This window comes from Streptomyces sp. NPDC001093 (assembly GCF_040298985.1).
GTDB lineage: Bacteria > Actinomycetota > Actinomycetes > Streptomycetales > Streptomycetaceae > Streptomyces.
In genome coordinates this window covers 38706-58527 of record NZ_JBEPBF010000057.1, presented here as the reverse complement: position 1 = coordinate 58527, position 19822 = coordinate 38706, and the positions used below count along the sequence as shown (strand labels likewise).

The 19822-nt window shown below is 72.4% G+C and carries 16 protein-coding genes; 9 read left to right on the top strand and 7 right to left on the bottom strand.

All coding sequences use genetic code 11. From position 1 onward, the window contains the following. The 5 genes from ABT288_RS26370 to dmpI all read left to right on the top strand — a co-directional run. On the top strand, positions 1–1050 hold a 1050-nt coding region (locus ABT288_RS26370), incomplete at its 5' end, for a GlnX family signal transduction membrane protein (protein ID WP_351612381.1). Beyond that, positions 1047–2351, top strand: coding sequence for an extracellular solute-binding protein (locus tag ABT288_RS26365; RefSeq protein ID WP_351612378.1), 1305 nt, complete (start codon positions 1047–1049; stop codon positions 2349–2351). The genes ABT288_RS26370 and ABT288_RS26365, both read left to right, overlap by 4 nt. Before the next feature lie 57 nt (positions 2352–2408). Further along, entirely contained in the window at positions 2409–3521 is a 1113-nt protein-coding gene (locus ABT288_RS26360; protein WP_351612375.1) for a winged helix DNA-binding domain-containing protein, read from the top strand. A gap of 23 nt (positions 3522–3544) precedes the next feature. Further along, entirely contained in the window at positions 3545–4411 is an 867-nt protein-coding gene (locus tag ABT288_RS26355) for a LysR family transcriptional regulator (protein ID WP_351612372.1), read from the top strand. A 92-nt stretch (positions 4412–4503) separates the two neighbouring features. Next, positions 4504–4686, top strand: a complete 183-nt coding sequence (dmpI, locus tag ABT288_RS26350; RefSeq protein ID WP_076090755.1) for a 4-oxalocrotonate tautomerase DmpI — start codon at positions 4504–4506, stop codon at positions 4684–4686. A 114-nt stretch (positions 4687–4800) separates the two neighbouring features. Here dmpI and ABT288_RS26345 read toward each other — a convergent pair whose 3' ends face one another. The 3 genes from ABT288_RS26345 to ABT288_RS26335 form a co-directional block, all read right to left on the bottom strand. Then, a complete protein-coding gene (locus tag ABT288_RS26345; RefSeq protein ID WP_351612369.1) occupies positions 4801–5592 on the bottom strand; it encodes a S1 family peptidase in 792 nt (263 codons plus the stop codon). Positions 5593–5800: 208 nt separating this feature from the next. After that, complete coding sequence (locus ABT288_RS26340; protein ID WP_351612367.1) at positions 5801–8659, bottom strand: ATP-binding protein; 2859 nt, start codon at positions 8657–8659, stop codon at positions 5801–5803. Positions 8660–8811: 152 nt separating this feature from the next. Beyond that, positions 8812–9642, bottom strand: a complete 831-nt coding sequence (locus ABT288_RS26335) for a helix-turn-helix transcriptional regulator (RefSeq protein WP_351612364.1) — start codon at positions 9640–9642, stop codon at positions 8812–8814. A gap of 151 nt (positions 9643–9793) precedes the next feature. Between ABT288_RS26335 and ABT288_RS26330 the strand changes: the two genes are divergently transcribed. Continuing rightward, positions 9794–11467, top strand: a complete 1674-nt coding sequence (locus ABT288_RS26330; RefSeq protein ID WP_351612363.1) for an AMP-binding protein — start codon at positions 9794–9796, stop codon at positions 11465–11467. Next, the gene (locus ABT288_RS26325; protein WP_351612360.1) at positions 11464–13080 is read left to right on the top strand and encodes an AMP-binding protein; all 1617 of its coding nucleotides are present in this window, start codon (positions 11464–11466) and stop codon (positions 13078–13080) included. Before ABT288_RS26330 ends, ABT288_RS26325 begins: the two co-directional genes overlap by 4 nt. A gap of 273 nt (positions 13081–13353) precedes the next feature. Here ABT288_RS26325 and ABT288_RS50305 read toward each other — a convergent pair whose 3' ends face one another. After that, on the bottom strand, positions 13354–14166 hold the full coding sequence (locus ABT288_RS50305; RefSeq protein ID WP_450860885.1) for a ribosomal eL19 family protein: 813 nt from the start codon (positions 14164–14166) through the stop codon (positions 13354–13356). Here ABT288_RS50305 and ABT288_RS26315 point away from each other — a divergent pair. Continuing rightward, entirely contained in the window at positions 14072–14281 is a 210-nt protein-coding gene (locus tag ABT288_RS26315) for a hypothetical protein (protein ID WP_351612354.1), read from the top strand. The two genes, ABT288_RS50305 and ABT288_RS26315, sit on opposite strands and share 95 nt — an antisense overlap. 300 nt (positions 14282–14581) lie before the next feature. Then, entirely contained in the window at positions 14582–16369 is a 1788-nt protein-coding gene (gcl, locus tag ABT288_RS26310) for a glyoxylate carboligase (protein ID WP_351612352.1), read from the top strand. A 244-nt stretch (positions 16370–16613) separates the two neighbouring features. Here gcl and ABT288_RS26305 read toward each other — a convergent pair whose 3' ends face one another. The 3 genes from ABT288_RS26305 to ABT288_RS26295 all read right to left on the bottom strand — a co-directional run bounded on the left by ABT288_RS26305 (position 16614) and on the right by ABT288_RS26295 (position 19781). Then, complete coding sequence (locus tag ABT288_RS26305; RefSeq protein WP_351612350.1) at positions 16614–16847, bottom strand: hypothetical protein; 234 nt, start codon at positions 16845–16847, stop codon at positions 16614–16616. A 421-nt stretch (positions 16848–17268) separates the two neighbouring features. Then, positions 17269–18726 (bottom strand): catalase, encoded by a 1458-nt coding sequence (locus tag ABT288_RS26300; protein WP_351612349.1) that lies wholly within the window; start codon positions 18724–18726, stop codon positions 17269–17271. A gap of 161 nt (positions 18727–18887) precedes the next feature. After that, positions 18888–19781 carry a 2-hydroxy-3-oxopropionate reductase gene (locus ABT288_RS26295; protein WP_351612347.1) on the bottom strand — a complete coding sequence of 298 codons (894 nt, stop codon included), beginning with the start codon at positions 19779–19781 and terminating at the stop codon, positions 18888–18890. Positions 19782–19822: the final 41 nt, after the last annotated feature.

Sequence of the window (19822 nt, the reverse complement as noted above, 5' to 3'; positions counted from 1 at the left end):
TCCCGCCGCACGCCCCCTGCCGCCCCCGCTGCACCCGCCGCCCCCGACGGCCGACCTGCTCCCGCCGACCACCGCACCCCCGCCGCAGGACCGGCCCGCCTCCTGCACCGGCTGCTCCCTCCCGGCAGGCGTCCGGCGGGCGGCGGCAGTACGACCGCCCACGACCTCGCCGTACGTCACCGCCTGCTGCTGGCCCTGTCCGCGCTGCTGACGCTGTCGCTGTTCCTGTCGTACGAGGGCGTGCACGGTGACGCGAACCCGCTGCGTACCTCCAGCGCTCCGGCCGTGCTGTCCCTGGACACCGCGCTGTACGCCCTCGGCCAGGCCCAGCGGGACGCCGGCGCGGCGGCACCGACCAGCGACTTCCAGAAACAGATCTCGGTCGCCGCGCAGAGCCTCGCGGCCGCCGCCGGGGACGACGTCGGCGGGCCGGCAGGCCGGCAGGCCCTGCAGACGGCCGCCGGACTGATCACGGTGTACGCCGTCAAGGTCCAGCAGGCCCAACTCCAGCCCGACGACAGCGTGTTGCGCGAGGCCTACCTCAGCTACGCCACCAGCGTGCTGACCGACAAGGACTCCGGGATCCAGGCCCGGCTGACGGCACTGCAACGGCAGCAGCGCGCCGCGGTGCACCGCCAGACCTCGTTCGGCCCGCTGCTGTGGCTCGGCTGGACCGCGACCCTGCTGCTGGCCCTCGCCCTCGGCGCCGCCCTGCTGGAGACCCAGCTGTTCCTGCGCCGGCGTTTCCGTCGCCGGTACAACCGCGGCCTCCTCGCGGCGGGCGCCCTGCTGGCGGCCGGGCTCGCCGCCACGCTGCTGTTCACGGTGTGGACGCACCAGGGGATGGCGCACACCCGCGAACTGCTCGACCGCCCGCTGACCGGGCGGCTCATCACCGACGCCGGACGGCACACCGCGTCGTACCTGGCGCACACCGGTTTCCGCGCTTCGGCCGCGGTCTGGATCCTGATAGGAGGCATCCTGCTCATGGCCCTCGCCGAGACGGGACTGCGGCGGCACATCGACGACTACCGGTTCAGGCCCCGGTGAGCGCCCCGCAGGGCGGCCCCGCGACGCCGGCCGCCGCCCCTCGTGCCCGCCGCGTCCGCACCCTGACCGTGGTGGCGAGCTGCCTGGTCCTGCTGGCGGCGGCCGTGGTGTTCGCCGTACGCGCCATCGGCCAGGAGCCGACCGTCACGCTGCTCGCCAACTGGACCGACACCGACGAGCGCAACTTCCGGGAGTCGGTCATCGAGCCCTTCGAGCGCAAGCACCACATCCACGTCGACTACCAGGGCAGCTCCGCCGAGAGCCAGGTGCTCGGCGCCGATGTGGAGGCCGGGACACCCCCGGACGTGGTGGTGCTGACCGGTCCCGGCGAACTCGCGGACTACGCCCGGCAGGGACAGCTGAAACCGCTGGACGACCTCGTGCCCCGGGCCGCCTTCGGCGCGTCCTGGACCACGCCGCTGGACGGACACGTGTACTGGTTCCCGCTCAAGGCCGACCTGAAGTCCATCGTCTGGTACCCGGCCGGCACGAGCGAGCGGCAGCGCGCCGAGGCGGCGGGCGAGCCCGGCCAGTGGTGCGTCGGCATGGGCTCCGGTGCGACCAGCGGCTGGCCCGGCACGGACTGGATCGAGGACATCCTGCTCCAGCAGTACGGCCCCGGCACCTATCAGCGCTGGGCGCGCGGCGAACTGCCCTGGACGTCCAGGGAGGTGCGGTCGGCCTGGACCACCTGGGGGCGGCTGATGGGAGCCGGCGGGGACCGCGAGCTGGTCCGGCGCGAGTTGAAGACGCCGTACCAGGACGCGTCGAAACCGGTTACCGGCAACCCGCGTGGCTGCACCCTGGAGCACCAGGCGTCCTTCATCCGCACCCAGGAGCCCTGGAAACAAGCGGACGGCCGTTACGAGCCCTCGGCCCGGCGGATCCCCGGGGCCAGGGCGAGCGACGCCTGGGAGGTCTCCGGTGACCTGGTCGCCCTGCTGCACGACACCCCGGAGGCGAGGACGCTGATCCGTGACCTCGCCTCGGCGGACGCCCAACGCGCCTGGAACGCGAAGGAATCCGGTTTCTCGGTCAGTCCCGAGGCACAGCCGGCCCCCTCCGCCTCCGGCGCGGCCTGGCACCGGTCCCTCGCGGCGACCCTCCTCGACGACCGGGCGGTGCACTGCTTCGACGCCTCCGACGCGATGCCGCCCTCGGTGCGCGACGCGTTCGCCGAGGCGACGATCGAGTTCCTCGCCCACCCCGACCATCTGAACGCCCTGCTGACCTCCCTGGACACCCTCAGCCGCACCCCGGGCCTGACCTGGGTCCCCTCCGTGTGCGACCGGGCACCGTGAAGGGCCGGGCGAGCCTCGCGGACAGAAGCTGTCCGCGATCCCGGTTAGCGTGCCGCCATGACGAAGAGCAGTGCGACGAAGGCCGCCCCCCTCCTGGACGTCCGCGCCCTCAACCGCGCCACGCTGGAACGCCAGCTGCTGCTGCGCCGCTCGGCGCTGTCCCCGCTGGATGCCGTGGGGCATCTGCTCGGTCTCCAGGCGCAGAACGTCAAACCGCCGTACTACGCCCTCGCCGCCCGCCTCGACGGCTTCGCGCCGCAGGAGCTGTCCGCGCTCATGGCCGGCCGCGAGGTCGCCCGGATCGTCACCCTGCGCTCGACCCTGCACACCCACACCGCCGAGGACTGCCTGAGTCTGCGGCCCCTCGTCCAGCCGGCCCGCGTCCGCGAGCTGAACGCGTTCCGGGCGGGCCTGCCCGGCGTCGACCTGGACCTGCTGGCCCGCCTCGCCCGCGAGCTGGTCGAGGCCGAGCCGCGGACCATGGCCCAGCTGCGGCAGGCGCTGAGCGCCCGGTGGCCGGACGCCGACCCGCGGGCCCTCGCCGTCGCCGCCCGCTGCACGCTGCCCCTGGTCCAGGTCACCCCGCGCGGACTGTGGGGTCGCAGCGGCCAGGTCGCCCTCACCACCGCCGAACACTGGCTCGGCCGCCCGTCCGGCCCGGCCCCCGAGCCGGACGCCGTGGTCCTGCGCTATCTCGCCGCCTTCGGCCCGGCGTCCGTCAAGGACATGCAGACCTGGGCCGGGCTCACCCGCCTGAGGGACGCCTTCGAACGGCTCCGCCCCCGGCTGCTCACCTTCCGGGACCCGCACGGAGCCGAGCTCTTCGACCTCCCCGACGCCCCGCGCCCCGCCCCGGACACCCCGGCCCCGCCCCGCTTCCTGCCCGAGTTCGACAACCTCCTGCTCTCCCACGCCGACCGCGGCCGCGTCATACCCGCCGAGCACCGTGGCCGCCACTGGCAGGGGAACCAGGCCCACCGCACCCTGCTGGTGGACGGTTTCCTGGCGGGCCTGTGGAAGCTCGACCCCGACGCCCTGGTCATCGAGCCCTTCGCCGAGCTGACCAGGGCCCAGCGGGACGAGGTCACCGCGGAGGGGGAGCGGATGCTCGCGGTCCTGCACCCGGAGGCGTCGTACGACATCCGCTTCGGGACGGTCGTACGGCCCTGAGACCCAGCCTCTACAGTCGGCCCATGGAACTCCGCCAGCTCAGCTATTTCGTCGCCGTCGCCGAGGAGTTGCACTTCGGGCGGGCGGCCGAGCGGCTGCACATCGTGCAGTCGGCGGTCAGTCAGCAGATACAGCGGCTGGAGCGGGAACTGGGGGCCGAGCTGTTCGACCGGTCGCCGCGCCGGGTGCGGCTGACCGGCGCGGGGGAGCGGCTGCTGCCCGAGGCACGCGCGGTGCTCGCGGCGGCGGAGAGGGCGCGGGCCGCGGTGGCCGCGCCCGCCGGGCTGCGCCTGGGCACCAGCACCGGGCTCGGCGCGCATCTGGACCGGGTGCTGGCCGCGTTCGCCGAGCGGGCACCCGAGGTGCCGGTGGAGCTGGTCTCCCTGCCGGCCGGGGAGCGGCTCGCCCGGGTCGCGGCGGGCCGGCTGGACGCCGCGTTCGTGCGTTCGGCCGACCCCCCGGCGGGCGTCCGCGTGGTGCCGCTGTGGCCGGATCCGCTGGTCGCCGCCGTGCCGGCCGCGCATCCGCTCGCGCGGCAGGCCGAGATCGAGCTCGCCGACCTCGCCGGCCTGCCCCTCGCGCTCGCCCCGCGCAGCGCCAACCCCGCCCTGGTGGACCTGGTTCTCGGCGCCTGTCACGCGGCCGGGTTCGAGCCGGTGCCCGGAAAGGCCGGCGGCACTCTGCACGACACGCTCGCCACGATCGGGGCCCGCCCCCTGTGGACGGTCGTCTTCGCCTCCCACGCGCGCGTGCTGGCCACGCCCCGGGTGGCGTACGTACCCTTCCGCGCACCGGGACTGGCCCTGGAGACCGGTCTCGCCGTACCCGCCGACGCCCCCTCCCCGCACCTGGAGAAACTGCTCCTGGCCTGCGCCGATCACGAAAACTGATCGCTGCGGTCGCGGACTGCTTCTTGGTCGGGGACGCGCGCCGCGATGGACTGGACCCACCGAACAGGAACACCGGTCGAGGGAGTTCAGTCATGCCGATCGTCACCATCCAGCAGGGCCCGCGCGACGTGGAGCTCAAGCGGGAGCTGGTCAAGCGGGTCACCGACGCGTTCGTCGACGCGTACCGGATCCCGGCGGAGACCGTGCAGGTGTGGATCCACGAGGTCCCGGCGGACAGCTGGGGCGCGGCCGGGAAGCTCACGGCCGACAAGTAGCCCCGCGTTCCACGGGGGTGAACGTGGAGAGGGGGGCGCTGCGGGCCGCTCGTGGTGGCTCGCAGCGCCCCCCTGGCATCTACCTGAGGGGTGCTCAGGTGTCCTTCTTCCGGGTTACGAGTTGACCTGCGCGGTCACGAGGTCCGAGAAGGTGGTCAGCCGGGTGTACACACCCGGGTAACCGGCCTCCGCGCACCCCTCTCCCCAGGAAGTGATCCCTGCCAGGACGCCCCCGATGAGCAGGGGACCGCCGCTGTCGCCCTGGCAGGTGTCTACGCCGCCGGTGGTGAGTCCGGCGCACACCATGTCGGACTGGACGAAGTCCGAACCGTAGGAGCTCTTGCAGCTGGAGTCGGACACGATCGGGACGGTCGCGGTCCGCAGCTGGTTGGAGGAGCTGCCGTTCTCCGAGGTGGTCCCCCAGCCGAGGATCCGGGCCGTGGCGCCGGCCGCGTACACGTCCGTCTGGGAGGAGGAGACGTACGACGCCGGTGTGTACGGCATCGACGTCTCCAGGGTCAGCACGGCCACGTCGTCGCCGTTGGTGGCGTCCGTGTAGCCCGGGTTGACCCAGATCTTGCTGACCTTGCTGACCGTGCCGTCGGTGCCGTTGAGATCGGTCCGGCCGCCGACCACGCGGACGTTTCCGGCGGACTCGCCCGCCATGCAGTGCGCGGCCGTCACGACCTTGGTGGCGGCCACCAGCGTGCCGCCGCAGAACTGGTTGCCGGACGCGTCGGTGATCTGCATGACGAACGGGTACGCCGCCGTCGTGGTGGTCGTGCCGCCGACGATGGGCTGCGGGGCGGCGCTCGCCGTGGGGGAGGCGAGCAGCACGGTCGCCGCGGCGGCGGCGCCCGCCGCCAGGGTCGCGGCGGTCTGTCTTGCACGTCTGGGCCCGAACATGAGTCTCCTCAGTGGGGGTTGCACCGGTGGGGGATCGCACGGGTGTGGGGGGTTCGGTACGGGGGTCGCGGGACCGACCCCCGTAGGCCCGGGCGAGCGGCACGCCCTTTACGCTAGGACTCGGAACCCTCGGCTCCCAATGAGGGAACCCCCTAGCGGGTTGGGTGAGGGAAAACCCTCGGTCCGGTTCAGTTAACCGGCCGCGTTCTCACTTCGCGCGGCGAGCCGCCGCCAATCGGACGATGTCGACCCGCGAGCGGATCCCCAGCTTGCGGTAGACCCGGGTCAGGGTCGCCTCCACCGTCTTGACGCTGATGAACAGCCGGGCGGCGATCTCCCGGTTGGTCGCGCCCTCCATGACCAGCGCGGCGACCTGACGCTCCATCGCGGCCAGCACGTCCAGCGCGTCCAGGGCGTCCGGCACGGCGAGCGCGGGTTCCGGAGCGGGGGCGGCGAGGGATTCGTCCACCTGGCGCAGCCAGGGCAGCGCCCGGCAGCGGCGGAACATCCGGGTGGCCTCGTCGTACGCCGAGGAAGCTGTGCCTGTTCGGGCCTCCGGGGCGCCGAGGCCCGTGACCGGGCGGGTGCCGCGCAAGCGGGCCAGCGCGAACGCGGCCCGCGCCTCCTCCAGCCCGTAGCCCAGCTTGCCGAGCCGGTCCTGAGCGGACGTCAGCTGGGCGATCGCGGCCTCCGGGTTCCCCTGGGCGGCCCGCACCAGGGCCTCGGAGCGGTCCAGGACGGCGAGGACGCTGTCCCGGCCGAGCCTCAGGGCGTGCTCGCGGCTCGCGTCGATGACGTCCTGCGCCTCGGCCGGTTCACCGATCCGGACCAGCGCCTCGGCGAGATCGCCCTGCCAGCGGCCGCGCGCCGGGTCGGTGATGCCGAGCCCCAGCTCCAGCGTCCGCACCCGGCGCAGGGAGCGCACGGTGCCCGCCGGGTCCCCGGCCACCAGCTGGGCGTATCCGAGCGCGCCCAGGGCCCGGGAGAGGTACATCTGGTCGCCGTCCTCCTCGGCGTGCTCCACCGCCTCCCGGGCGAGCGCCAGGGCCCGGTCCACGTCGCCGCCGGAGGCCTCGGCGAGCGAGGTGAGCATCGCCGAGGCGGTCTCGCCGATCCCGGAGTCCCGGGCGAGACGCAGGCTCTCGCGGGCCAGCTCCAGGGCGCGCCCGCAGTGCCCGGCGCGCAGCTCGGTCTCCGCGAGGCCGCGCAGGAAGTGCACCTCGCTCTCCACCGAGCCGCGCCGGCGCACCTCGCGCAGCAGCGCGGTGACCGTCGCCCGGGCCTCGGCCAGCTGGTCGCCCATGACCAGCCAGCGGAACCGGGCGCTGCCCGCCCCGTTGTGGTGACAGGCCACCCGGGGGTCCTGAGGCTCCTTCAGGGCGCGTTTGATGGTGCGGGGCGCCTCCGGGTGGCCCATCAGGGTCTCGGTCTGCGCCTGGAAGGCGAGGGAGAGCAGTTCGGTGCGCCGGTCCGTGCCGCGCGCGGCCAGCTCGGCGGCGTGCGCGGCGGCCTCGCGGGCCTCGGTGAAGTCGCCCTCGACGATCAGCGCCCGCCAGGCCAGCTGGTAGTGGACCAGGGCCAGCAGCCGGGGGTCGTCGCCGGCGTCGGCGAGGGCCTGCGGGAAGACGGCGTCGACCTCGGCCATGGTGTGGCCGGCGGTGTCGATGACGATGATCCAGGCCCGCACCCGGTCGGCGGGCACACTCGCCTTGGACAGCACCTCGCGGGCGATGTCCCGGGCCAGGTCGATCTCGCCCGCGGTGATCGCGTCCTCGGCGGCCTGCAGCCTGCGCTCCTCCTGGCTCGGCACACCGTCGGCGGGGGTGTGCCGGGCGGCGAGCAGACCCAGGTGGGCGGCGACCGAGGGGGCGCCGCGGTCCCGGGCGAGGGCGGCGGCCTCGGCGAGCCGGGCGGCCACGTCCGGGTCGGTGCCGGTGGTGGCGAGGGCCAGGTGCCGGGCCCGTTCGATCGGGTCGGAGGCGGCCGTGGACAGGGCCGCGTGCGCGGCGCGCCGCTCGTGCGCGGGCGCCTCCGCGTACAGCGCGGCCGATATCAGCGGGTGGGCGAACCGTACGGCGGGTGCGTCGGGCTCGGTGGCCAGCAGCCCGAGTTCGGCGGCCTGGGCGCATTCGGCCTCGGCGTTGGACCGGCCGGCCGCGTGCAGCAGCGCCGGGGTGGGGCGGGCGCCGGCGCTGGCCACCAGCAGGGTGCGGCGGGCCTCGACGGACAGCATGTCCAGGCGGCTGAGCACCAGGGCCCGCAGGCTGGTCGGCACCGGCAGCGGCTCGCCCGGCCTGGGCGGGGTGGGGCTGTCGGCGAGGGCGCGGCCGAGTTCCAGGGCGAACAGCGGGTTCCCGCCGCTGGTGCGGTGGATCTCGCGGAGGGTGGAGCGGGGCAGGTTGCCGTGGCCGCGGTGGTCGAGCAGCTGGGCGACCCGGGCGCGGGAGAGCGGGCCCAGCCGGACCGCGAGGGTGCCCGGCGGGCAGGCGCGCAGATGCCGGTCGTACTCCTGGCTCTCCTGACCCTCGGTGCGTACCGCGCACAGCAGTTGCACGGGGGTGCCCTCCAGGCGGCGGGCGGCGAAGCCGAGCAGTTCGGCGCTGGCCGGGTCCAGCCACTGCAGGTCGTCGGCGACGACGAGGACGCCGCCGTGCGCGGCGAGTGCGCGCAGCGCGGAGAGCACCGCGAGGCGCAGGGCGAGTCCGTCGCGCTGGAGGCTGGACTCGCCGCGGCCGGTGAGTGCCGACTCCAGGGCGGTGCGCTGGGCGACGGGCAGCCGCGGGGAGACGTCGTCGAGGACCAGGCCGAAGAGGTCGGCGAGGGCCAGGAAGGGGAGATGGGATTCGGACTCGGTGGCGGAGCAGCGCAGGACGGTGCGGGCGGTGGCGCCGTATTCCTCGGCCAATGCCCGCAGGACGGTGGATTTCCCTATTCCGGCGGGACCGTGGAGCAGCACGCTGCCGCCCGAGGCGAGTTGGTCACGGGCGCCGGCGAGCAACTCCTCGCGGCCGATGACCAGGTCGGGGCGGCACCTGGCAGGCTCCTGGAAGTCCCGTCGCACGGTCACCGCTCCCCTCGTGTGTCGTGTCCGGGCCAAATTCTAGGCAACGATCCTTGAAATTCGGACGGAAGCCGTGGTGAGGGAAATAACAAACGGTCAAGCATAGGGAAATTCAAGGCGTCCCCGCTTGAATGAACGGGTTTCCCGGCTGCCCTCCGTCACGGCAGCAGTCCCGCCCTGCGGGCCGCGGTCGCCGCCTCCCCTCGGGTGTGCGCGCCCAGCTTCCGCATCGCCGAGCGCAGATAGCCCTTCACCGTCTCCGCACGCAGCCCCAGCCGCTCGGCCACGGCCGCGTTGGTCGCCCCCGCCGCCACCCAGGACAGCACGTCCAGTTCGCGCGGCGCCAGGGTAACGCCCCCCTTCCGTGGCGGCGCGGTCAGCAGTCCGCAGGCCGCGAGCAGTTCGGCCCGCAGATCCGGATCGCTGATCCGGGAGGCCAGGGCCCTCAGCGCCGCATGCGCCTCCCGCACCTGTTCCCAGGCGGCACCCTGGTCGCCGCCGGCGGGCTCCGGCCGAGCCGCGGCCAGCAGTCCGCGCGCCTGGTCCCGCACCACCAGCGCCTGCTCCAGGTCCCGGGCGACGGCCATGGCCGCGCCGAGCGTGCGGTCGCCGAGGGGCTGGGCCGAGCGCAGCGCGCCGTAGAGCACGCCGCGCACCCGGCGCCGTACCACCACGGGCACCGCGACGACCGAGCGGATCCCCTCCGCGGCCACCGGGACGTCGTACTCGTGGCTGATCTGCCGGGAGCTGGAGTAGTCCGTCACCGCGCACGGCCGGGCCAGGGCCACCGCCTTGCCGCCGAGTCCGTTGCCGGAGGTCACCGCGAGCGAGCGCAGGGCCGTCGTGGTCGTGCCGCTCAGCTCGCTGATCCGGATCTGCGGCCGGCCGGACTCGACCAGGCCGCCGAAGGCGACCGGCAGCCCCGTGAGGTGGCGCAGCCGGGCGAGCGCACCGCCGATCTCCACCGTCCCCGCCGCGTCTGCCGTCACGTCTTCGCCCCTTCTGCCGTCCCCACCCCCGTTCGGGGGTAGTGAGACCTGCATCACGGATTAGACGATGCCAGAGAGCCGCCCGGCAATGGTCGGAACAGCGGGAGTGAGCCGCAGGCCCAGGGCGCGCCGGTGACGCGAGGAGTGTGTGATGACGACGGTGACCGAGTCGTTCCGTGAGGCCCGGGACTTTCTGCTGGCGCACCGGGAGGACTATGCCGCCGCCTGTGAGGGCTTCGCCTGGCCACGGCCGGCGCACTTCAACTGGGCACTGGACTGGTTCGACGTGATCGCCGCCGGCAACGACCGGACCGCGCTGCACATCGTCGAGGAGGACGGCGGCGAGACGCGGGTGTCCTTCGCCGGGATGTCCGAGCGGTCGAACCGGGTCGCGAACCACCTGCGTGCGCGGGGTGTCGCCGCCGAGGACCGGATCCTCGTCATGCTCGGCAACCAGACCGAGCTGTGGGAGACCGCGCTGGCCGCGATGAAGCTGCGCGCGGTGGTCATCCCCGCCACCCCGCTGCTCGGTCCGGCCGACCTGCGCGACCGGGTGGACCGGGGCCGGGTGAAGCACGTGATCGTACGGGCCGAGGACGCCGCGAAGTTCGCCGAGGTGCCCGGCGACTACACCCGGATCTCGGTCGGCGGCCCGCCGCAGGAGGGCTGGGAGCCGTACGAGGACGCGTACACCGCCCCCGCCGAGTTCCTCCCCGACGGCCCCACCCTGGCCGACGACCCGCTGATGCTCTACTTCACCTCCGGTACGACCGCCCGCCCCAAGCTCGTCGAGCACACCCACACCTCGTACCCGATCGGGCATCTGGCCACCATGTACTGGATCGGCCTGAAACCCGGTGACGTGCACCTGAACATCTCCTCGCCGGGCTGGGCCAAGCACGCCTGGTCCAATCTGTTCGCGCCGTGGAACGCCGAGGCGACCGTCTTCCTCTTCAACTACACACGGTTCGACGCGGCCCGGCTGATGGCCGAGATGGACCGGGCCGCAGTGAGCACCTTCTGTGCCCCGCCGACCGTGTGGCGCATGCTCATCCAGGCCGACCTGGGCCTCCTGGCCACCCCGCCCCGCGAGGTGGTGGCCGCCGGCGAGCCGCTCAACCCCGAGGTCATCGAACAGGTCCGGCGGGCCTGGGGCGTGACCATCCGGGACGGCTTCGGGCAGACGGAGACCGCCGTGCAGGTCTCCAACAGCCCCGGCCAGCTGCTGAAGACCGGCTCCATGGGCCGCCCGAGCCCCGGCTACCGCGTCGAGCTCCTCGACCCGGTCTCCGGCGCGCCCGGTGCCACCGAGGGCGAGATCGCCCTCGACCTGTCGGAGCGTCCGGTCGGCCTGATGACCGGCTACCACGGCGACCCGGACCGCACGGCCGAGGCCATGGCGGGCGGCTACTACCGCACCGGGGACATCGCCTCCCGCGACGAGGACGGCTATCTGACGTACGTCGGCCGCGCGGACGACGTCTTCAAGGCCTCCGACTACAAGATCAGCCCGTTCGAGCTGGAGAGCGCGCTGCTGGAGCACGAGGCGGTGGCCGAGGCCGCCGTGGTGCCCGCGCCGGACGAGCTGCGGCTCGCGGTGCCGAAGGCGTACGTCGTGCTCGCCGAAGGCTGGGAGCCCGGACCCGGCACCGCGAAGGTCGTCTTCGAGCACTCCCGCCAGGTGCTCGCCCCCTACAAGCGCATCCGCCGGCTGGAGTTCGGCGCGCTGCCCAAGACCGTCTCCGGCAAGATCCGCCGGATCGAGCTGCGCGAGGCGACGGCCCAGGGCTCGGAGCACGAGTACCGCGAGGAGGACTTCCGGTGACCGCATCGCTGTCGTACCCGCACGGAACATCGCTGTCGTACTCGCACGGAACCGGTTCCACCGCCCTGCTCGGCGACACCATCGGCGCCGGCCTGGACCGGGCCGTGGCCGCCTGGCCGGACCGTGAGGCCCTGGTCGACGTGCCCTCCGGGCGGCGTTGGACGTACGCCGAATTCGGCGCGGCCGTCGAGGAGTTGGCGCAGGCGCTGGTCGCGAGCGGAGTCGTCAAGGGCGACCGGGTGGGCATCTGGGCGGTCAACTGTCCGGAGTGGGTCCTGGTGCAGTACGCCACCGCCCGCGTCGGCGCGATCATGGTGAACATCAACCCGGCCTACCGCACCCACGAGGTCGAGTACGTTCTCAACCAGGCCGGGATCTCGCTGCTGTTCGCCTCCCTGAGCCACAGGACCAGCGACTACCGCGCGATGGTCGAGGAGGTGCGCGGCAGGTGCCCTGCGCTGCGCGACGTCGTGTACATCGGCGACCCGAGCTGGGAGGCACTGCTCGCGCGGGGCACGGGTGACGCCCCGTACGCGGAACTGTCCTGCGACGACCCGATCAACATCCAGTACACCTCGGGGACCACCGGCTTCCCGAAGGGCGCCACCCTGTCCCACCACAACATCCTCAACAACGGTTACTTCGTGGGCGAGTTGATCGCCTACACCGAGCAGGACAGGATCTGCATCCCGGTGCCCTTCTACCACTGCTTCGGCATGGTCATGGGCAACCTCGCGGCCACCTCGCACGGCGCCTGCATGGTCATCCCGGCCCCCTCCTTCGACCCGAAGGCCACCCTGGAGGCGGTGCAGCAGGAGCGCTGCACATCCCTCTACGGCGTCCCGACCATGTTCATCGCCGAGCTCAACCTCCCCGACTTCGCCACGTACGACCTCTCGACCCTGCGCACCGGCATCATGGCGGGCTCGCCGTGCCCGGTGGAGGTGATGAAGCGGGTCGTCGCCGAGATGCACATGGCGGAGGTCTCCATCTGCTACGGCATGACCGAGACCTCCCCGGTGTCGCTGCAGACCCGACGGGACGACGACCTGGAGCACCGCACGGGCACCGTCGGCCGCGTGCTGCCGCACCTGGAGGTCAAGGTCGTCGACCCGGCCACCGGCGTCACCCAACCACGCGGCACGGCGGGGGAGTTGTGCACCCGCGGCTACAGCGTGATGCTCGGCTACTGGAACGAGCCCGAGAAGACCGCCGGGGCCGTGGACGCGGGCCGCTGGATGCACACCGGGGACCTGGCGGTGATGCGCGAGGACGGGTACGTCGAGATCGTCGGCCGGATCAAGGACATGATCATCCGTGGCGGCGAGAACATCTACCCGCGTGAGATCGAGGAGTTCCTCCACGCCCACCCGAAGATCAGGGACGTCCAGGTCGTCGGGGTGCCGCACGAGAAGTACGGCGAGGAGGTCCTGGCCTGTGTGATCCCGTACGACGCGGCCGACCCGCTCACCCTGGAGGAACTGCGCGCCTTCTGCCGGGACCGGCTCGCGCACTACAAGATCCCCAGCCGGCTGCGGATCCTCGACTCCTTCCCGATGACGGTGTCCGGGAAGGTGCGCAAGGTCGAACTGCGGGAGGCGTACGGGGCGTGAGACGGCCGGAACCGGGCATGTGCTACCTGCTCGAGGACGGGCCCCGGAGGAGCGCGCTGTCGGCGGCACACTCGGCCGGGACCCGTCGGCAGGCATGCGAAGCCTGATGACACAGCCGACCGCCGCGCCCACCGTGGCGGGGCTGTCCCGGAGGTGTCGCCGCGTCGGGCGTGCCCGAGAGCAGGCGCGGCGCGGGGAAGTACGCGGGACCCCGCCGTGCTCGTCCGAGCTGAGGCCGGTTCGCCGGTGGTGACAGGGTGGCCCGGGGGCGTGTCAGGTCCGTCGGTTCCGTGGTCGGGGGTCCGGTTCCGGCGCTCCGTCGGTGTTCAGTGTGTCGGCGTGGTCGTTCACCGGCTGCGGGACGCCCGCGAGGTCCAGGACGAAGAGCGGGATGCCCAGGGCGTCCGCGCGGGCCCGGGCGTCGTCGGTGTAACCCGCGAGGGAGAAGTACACACAGTCCGCGGACTCCGTCATCGACGTCAGCCACAGGCACTCCACGTCCCGCGGCGCCGCCGGGCGCACGGTCGGGTCCACCTGGGCCAGCAGCCCGTGCGCGGCGAGCCCGATGCCGTTCGGTGGCCGCTGGTCGGCACGGCGGATGTCCCGGTAGCCGAGCCAGCGCAGATAGAGCGCGGCGACGGTGACGGCGTCGCGGGCGGTGCGGATGGCGCGCGGCGGGAAGGCGGGGCGGTGGGTGGAGTGGCGGTCCGGGAACCCCGGCTCGGCCGCCGCGGACGGCGTGCCGGGGTACGACGAGGGCATCCCGGTCTGACCGGGCGGCATCCCGGACTGTGACGACGGCGTCCCGGCTGCTGCCGACGGCGTCCCGGAAACGGCAGGCGGTGTGCGGGGATCTGCCAGGGGTGCACGGGGGTCTGACCCGGGTGCGCGAGGGTGTGCCGGGCGTGTCCGGGGGGCTGCCGGGGGTGTGGCCCGGCCTTCCGGCGACGTCTGGGCGTCTGCCCGCGGCGTGCCAAGGGCTGTCGGAGGCGTGATCGCCACCGGGACGCGCAGGACCGTGCCGCAGGAGCAGCCCAGCTCCGGGTGGGGCCACTGGCTCAGGCGCCCGCAGGCGGCGCAGGGCACGGAGATCCACTCGTCGTCCCAGGCCCGGTGGGCCGCCACGGCAGGCTCGGTGGCCGGATCCAGCCGCGGGGCGGTGGGCGCGCCGCACACGCACGGATACACCGGCGCGGTGTAGACGTGCTCGCGCCGGCAGGCCGGGCAGCGCACCGGCACGCTCTCGGGCATGGCCCACCCCCAGGCGTCACGTCGGAACAGTCGCGTCGGGACAGCGGCCCCATCGTCCTCCTTCTCGCGCCGCTTGTCCGGCGCTTGGCCCGTCTGCACCTCTCTTGACGACAGTTGGTGTGCGCTTCTACATTGATTCCAGATAGTAGAAGTTAATTTCCGCAATGCGGAAGTTTGACCATCTGGAGACTGTGCTCACCGCGGGGCGCGACGGGAGTACGCATCCGAGAAGCCGAAGCAGGAGTACTCGATGGCTCGTATGACCGCTGCCCGCGCGGCAGTTGAGATCCTCAAGCGCGAGGGCGTCACCGACGCCTTCGGTGTGCCGGGCGCGGCGATCAACCCCTTCTACAAGGCGCTCAAGGAGGGTGGCGGCATCAACCACACCCTCGCCCGCCATGTCGAGGGCGCCTCGCACATGGCCGAGGGGTACACCCGCACCAAGCCGGGCAACATCGGCGTCTGCATCGGCACCTCCGGCCCGGCCGGCACCGACATGATCACCGGCCTGTACTCGGCCATCGGCGACTCCATCCCGATCCTGTGCATCACGGGCCAGGCGCCCACCCACGTGATCCACAAGGAGGACTTCCAGGCCGTCGACATCGCCTCGATCGCCAAGCCGGTCACCAAAATGGCGGTCACCGTGCTGGAGGCCGCGCAGGTCCCCGGCGTCTTCCAGCAGGCCTTCCACCTGATGCGCTCCGGCCGCCCCGGCCCGGTCCTGATCGACCTGCCGATCGACGTCCAGCTCACCGAGATCGAGTTCGACCCGGAGACGTACGAGCCGCTGCCCGTCTACAAGCCGGCCGCGACCCGCGCCCAGATCGAGAAGGCGATCACCTTTCTTCTGGAGTCGGAGCGCCCGGTCATCGTGGCCGGCGGCGGCATCATCGGCGCCGACGCCGTCGACCTCCTGGTGGAGTTCGCCGAGCTGACCCAGACCCCGGTCATCCCCACCCTGATGGGCTGGGGCGCGCTGCCCGACGACCACGAGCTGAACGCCGGCATGGTCGGCGTCCAGACCTCGCACCGGTACGGCAACGCCAACTTCCTGGAGTCGGACTTCGTCCTCGGCATCGGCAACCGCTGGGCCAACCGCCACACCGGCTACAAGCTCGACGTCTACCGCGGCGACCGCACGTTCGTCCACGTCGACATCGAGCCCACCCAGATCGGCAAGATCTTCCCGCCGGACTACGGCGTCGTCTCCGACGCCAAGGCCGCGCTGGAGCTGTTCGTCGAGGTGGCCAAGGAGCTGAAGGCCGCCGGCAAGCTGCCCGACCGCGCCGACTGGGTCGCCTCCACCCAGGAGCGCAAGGCCTCCCTCCTGCGCCGTACGCACTTCGACAATGTGCCGATGAAGCCGCAGCGCGTGTACGAGGAGATGAACAAGGCCTTCGGCCCGGACACCCGGTACGTCACCACCATCGGCCTCTCCCAGATCGCCGGCGCGCAGATGCTGCACGTCTACAAGCCGCGCCACTGGATCAACTGCGGCCAGGCCGGCCCGCTCGGCTGGACCATCCCGGCCGCGATCGGCGTCGCCAAGGCCGACCCGGACAGCCCGGTGGTCGCCCTCTCCGGCGACTACGACTTCCAGTTCCTGATCGAGGAGCTGGCGGTCGCCGCCCAGCACAGGATCCCGTACGTCCACGTGCTGGTGAACAACGCCTACCTCGGCCTGATCCGCCAGGCGCAGATCGGCCTGGACATCAACTTCCAGGTCAACCTGGAGTTCGAGAACATCAACACGCCCGAGATCGGCGTCTACGGCGTCGACCACGTGAAGGTCGCCGAGGGCCTGGGCTGCAAGGCGATCCGGGTCACCGAGCCGGACCAGCTGGGCGCGGCGTTCGAGCAGGCGAAGAAGCTGGCCGCCGAGTACCGGGTGCCGGTCGTCGTCGAGGCGATCCTGGAGCGGATCACCAACATCTCGATGAGCCGCACCATGGACATCAGCGACATCTCCGAGTTCGAGGACCTGGCCACCGAGCCGGGTCACGCGCCGACGTCGATCAAGCCGCTGAAGGTCTGACCCCGCACCGCACACCAAGGGCGGCCCGTCCGGAAGGACGGGCCGCCCTTTCGCGTCCCCCGTGGCACCCCCGTTGCGTCCCCCGTGCTCCCCCGTGGCCGGGGCCCGCCGCCCCCGTGCCGGCGGGCCCCCTGTGCTCCTAATCTGCCCCGCTGCGGGGGCGGTTGAAGCCTGAGCCGCGGGGTTCAGAGGTTGATTTGAGGATGGCGTAGCCCGCCTACGACCGCTGCCGTACGCCGAGCCGCTACAGCTCGTGCTCCGACAGCCCCGGCCAGTCGTCGGGCCCGCCGCCCTGCCACTCGATGAGATCGCTCTCCTCCACCTCGATCCGGTCCAGGTCGGCCAGCCGGAGAATCTCCACGACGTCGTCCAGGTGCGAGGCGATGCCCAGGGTCACGTCCCCCTCGGTCACCCGCCGGGACCCGTCCAGGGCCGGGGAGTGGACCACGATGTGCGGATACTGCGTCGGATTGCCCATGCCCTCAGCGTCCTGCGGATACGGCGGGCCCGCACGCCGGGCCCGGGCCGCGCCCGGACAGCACGAAGCGCTCCCCCTGGCCGGGGGAGCGCTTCGTGTCCGTATGGTGACCGTCCGACGGCGCGAGGCTGGGCGCGACAGGTCGTTCGCGCCGCCGGACGGAGCGGGGTGGCCCCCGGAAAGGGGGGCTGGGTGGGACCGTGGGGGCGTGCGACGGAGCCGGGGCCCCTTCCCTCTGGTCGAGAAGGGGGCTCGGTCCTTCACCACCGCACTGGCTCGCACGCCGCCACGGTCCTCGCCCTGCCCGCGCCCACGGCCGTACGGTCACCCCTCATCCGGGCCGTACGGCGTGCCGCGCGGGCCGCGTGCGGAGATCCTGACCTCCCGTCGGATTCCGTACGCTGCTTGCGGGTTCCTGGTCTCAGTCCTCGCGCAGGGCGCGGACCGCCTCCTCCACGCGCCTGCCGTACTCCGGGTCGGCGGCGTGGAAGTGGGCCAGGTTCTTCTCGATCACGTCGTCGCGGGAGACCTGCGAGAGGCCGCCGGCGATGTTCGCGACGAGGCGGGACTTCTCCTCCGCGGACATCAGGCGGTACAGCTCGCCCGCCTGGTAGAAGTCGTCGTCCTTGGTGTGGAGCGGGGCCTCGTGGTTGCCCGTGTGGCCGGAGACCGCCAGCGGGGCTGACAGCGGGCGGCCGGTCTCCACCGGGCCGTCGTAGGAGTTCGGCTCGTAGTTCTTGGCGTGACGGCCCTGGCCGTTGACCGCCATGAAGCCGTCGCGGCCGTAGTTCTGCGCGGTCGTCGCCTTCGGGGCGTTCACGGCCAGCAGGGTGTGGTTGACGCCCAGGCGGTAGCGGTGCGCGTCGGCGTAGGCGAACAGGCGGCCCTGGAGCATCTTGTCGGGGGAGGCGCCGATGCCCGGAACGAAGTTGTTCGGGGAGAACGCGGCCTGCTCGACCTCGGCGAAGACGTTGTCCGGGTTGCGGTCCAGCACCAGGCGGCCCACCCGCTGCAGCGGGTAGTCCTTGTGCGGCCACACCTTGGTCAGGTCGAACGGGTTGAAGCGGTAGTCCGCCGCCTCGGCCGCCGGCATGAGCTGCACGTACAGGGTCCAGGACGGGTGCACGCCCCGCTCGATCGCCTGCAGCAGGTCCGTCTGGTGGGAGTTGGGGTCCTTGCCCGCGAGCTCCGCGGCCTGCTCGGCGCTCAGGGAGCGGATGCCCTGGTTCGTCTTGAAGTGGTACTTGACGAAGAAGGCCTCGCCCTCGGCGTTCGTCCACTGGTAGGTGTGCGAGCCGTAGCCGTTCATGTGCCGGTACGACGCCGGGATGCCGCGGTCGCCCATCAGCCAGGTCACCTGGTGCGTGGCCTCGGGGGCGTGTGCCCAGAAGTCCCAGACGTTGTCCGGCTCCTGGCGGCCCGTGAAGGGGTCGCGCTTCTGCGAGTGGATGAAGTCGGGGAACTTGATCGGGTCCTTGATGAAGAACACCGGGGTGTTGTTGCCGACGAGGTCGTAGTTGCCCTCCTCGGTGTAGAACTTCACCGCGAAGCCGCGCGGGTCACGCACGGCGTCGGCGCCGCCGAGGGAGTCGGCCACCGTCGAGAAGCGTACGAACACCTCGGTGCGCTTGCCGATCGCGCTCAGGAAGTCGGCGTGGGTGAAGCCGGTGACGTCGTCCGTCACCTCGAAGTGGCCGTACGCACCGGAGCCACGGGCGTGCACCACGCGCTCCGGGATGCGCTCGCGGTTGAAGCGCGCGAGCTTCTCCAGGAGCTGCTGGTCCTGGATCAGGAGCGGGCCGCCGACGCCGGCGGAGGCGGAATTCTGGTTGTCGGCGACCGGGGCGCCGGACTCTGTCGTGAGCACGCGCTTCGACATCGGGGACCTTCCGTGCGGGTGTCAGCGGAAACCTGTTTCCGCTTCGTGGAGCCTAAAAGTTGGTGGTGTGGGCGTCAACAGTTTGTTGAATTCGATTCCGGGCCGCGGCGCCGCCTGGGCGCGACAGGACAGGTGTCAGCGGTGCCGCGGCCCGGAAGTCTCTACAGCTGAGCGCCGGAGAGGCGCTCGACCGCCCGCAGCAGGGCCGAGTGGTCCAGGCCGCCGTCGCCCTGGGCGCGCAGCGAGGCGACCAGCTGGGCGACCACGGCACCGACCGGAAGGGCCGCGCCGACGTTGCGGGCGGCGTCGGTGACGATGCCCATGTCCTTGTGGTGCAGGTCGATGCGGAAGCCCGGCTTGAAGTCGCGGCTGAGGAAGTTGTCCTTCTTCCGTGTCAGCACGGTCGAGCCGGCGAGGCCGCCGTTGAGGACGTCCAGCGCGGCCGCGAGGTCCACGCCCGACTTCTCCAGGAAGACCACGGCCTCGGCGCACGCCTGGATGTTCACGGCGACGATCAGCTGGTTGGCGGCCTTCACGGTCTGGCCGGAGCCGTGCGGGCCGCACAGCACGATGGTCTTGCCCAGCGCCTCGAAGATCGGCTTGGCCTGGTCGAAGTCGGCCTGCTCACCGCCCACCATGATCGACAGTACGGCCTCGACGGCGCCGGCCTCACCGCCGGACACCGGGGCGTCCAGCACCCGGATGCCCTTGTCCTTGGCGGCCTTCGCGAGGTCCACGGAGGTCTGCGGGGTGATCGAGGACATGTCGATCAGCAGGGCGCCCTGCTTCGCGTTCTCCAGGATGCCGTCCGGGCCGTAGGAGATGGCCTCGACCTGCGGGGACGCGGGCACCATCGTGATGACCACGTCGGCGTCGCGCACGGCCTCGGCGATGGAGGAGGCGGCGGTGCCGCCGGCGGCGGCCAGGCGGTCCAGCTTGTCCTGCTCGAGGGTGAAGCCGGTGACCTGGTAACCCGCCTTGATCAGGTTCTCGGACATGGGGGAGCCCATGATGCCGAGGCCGATCCACGCGATCTTGGGAAGGTTGCTGCTCATGATTGGGGGTGCCTCTCTCAACTGCCTTGCAAAGTCAGGGG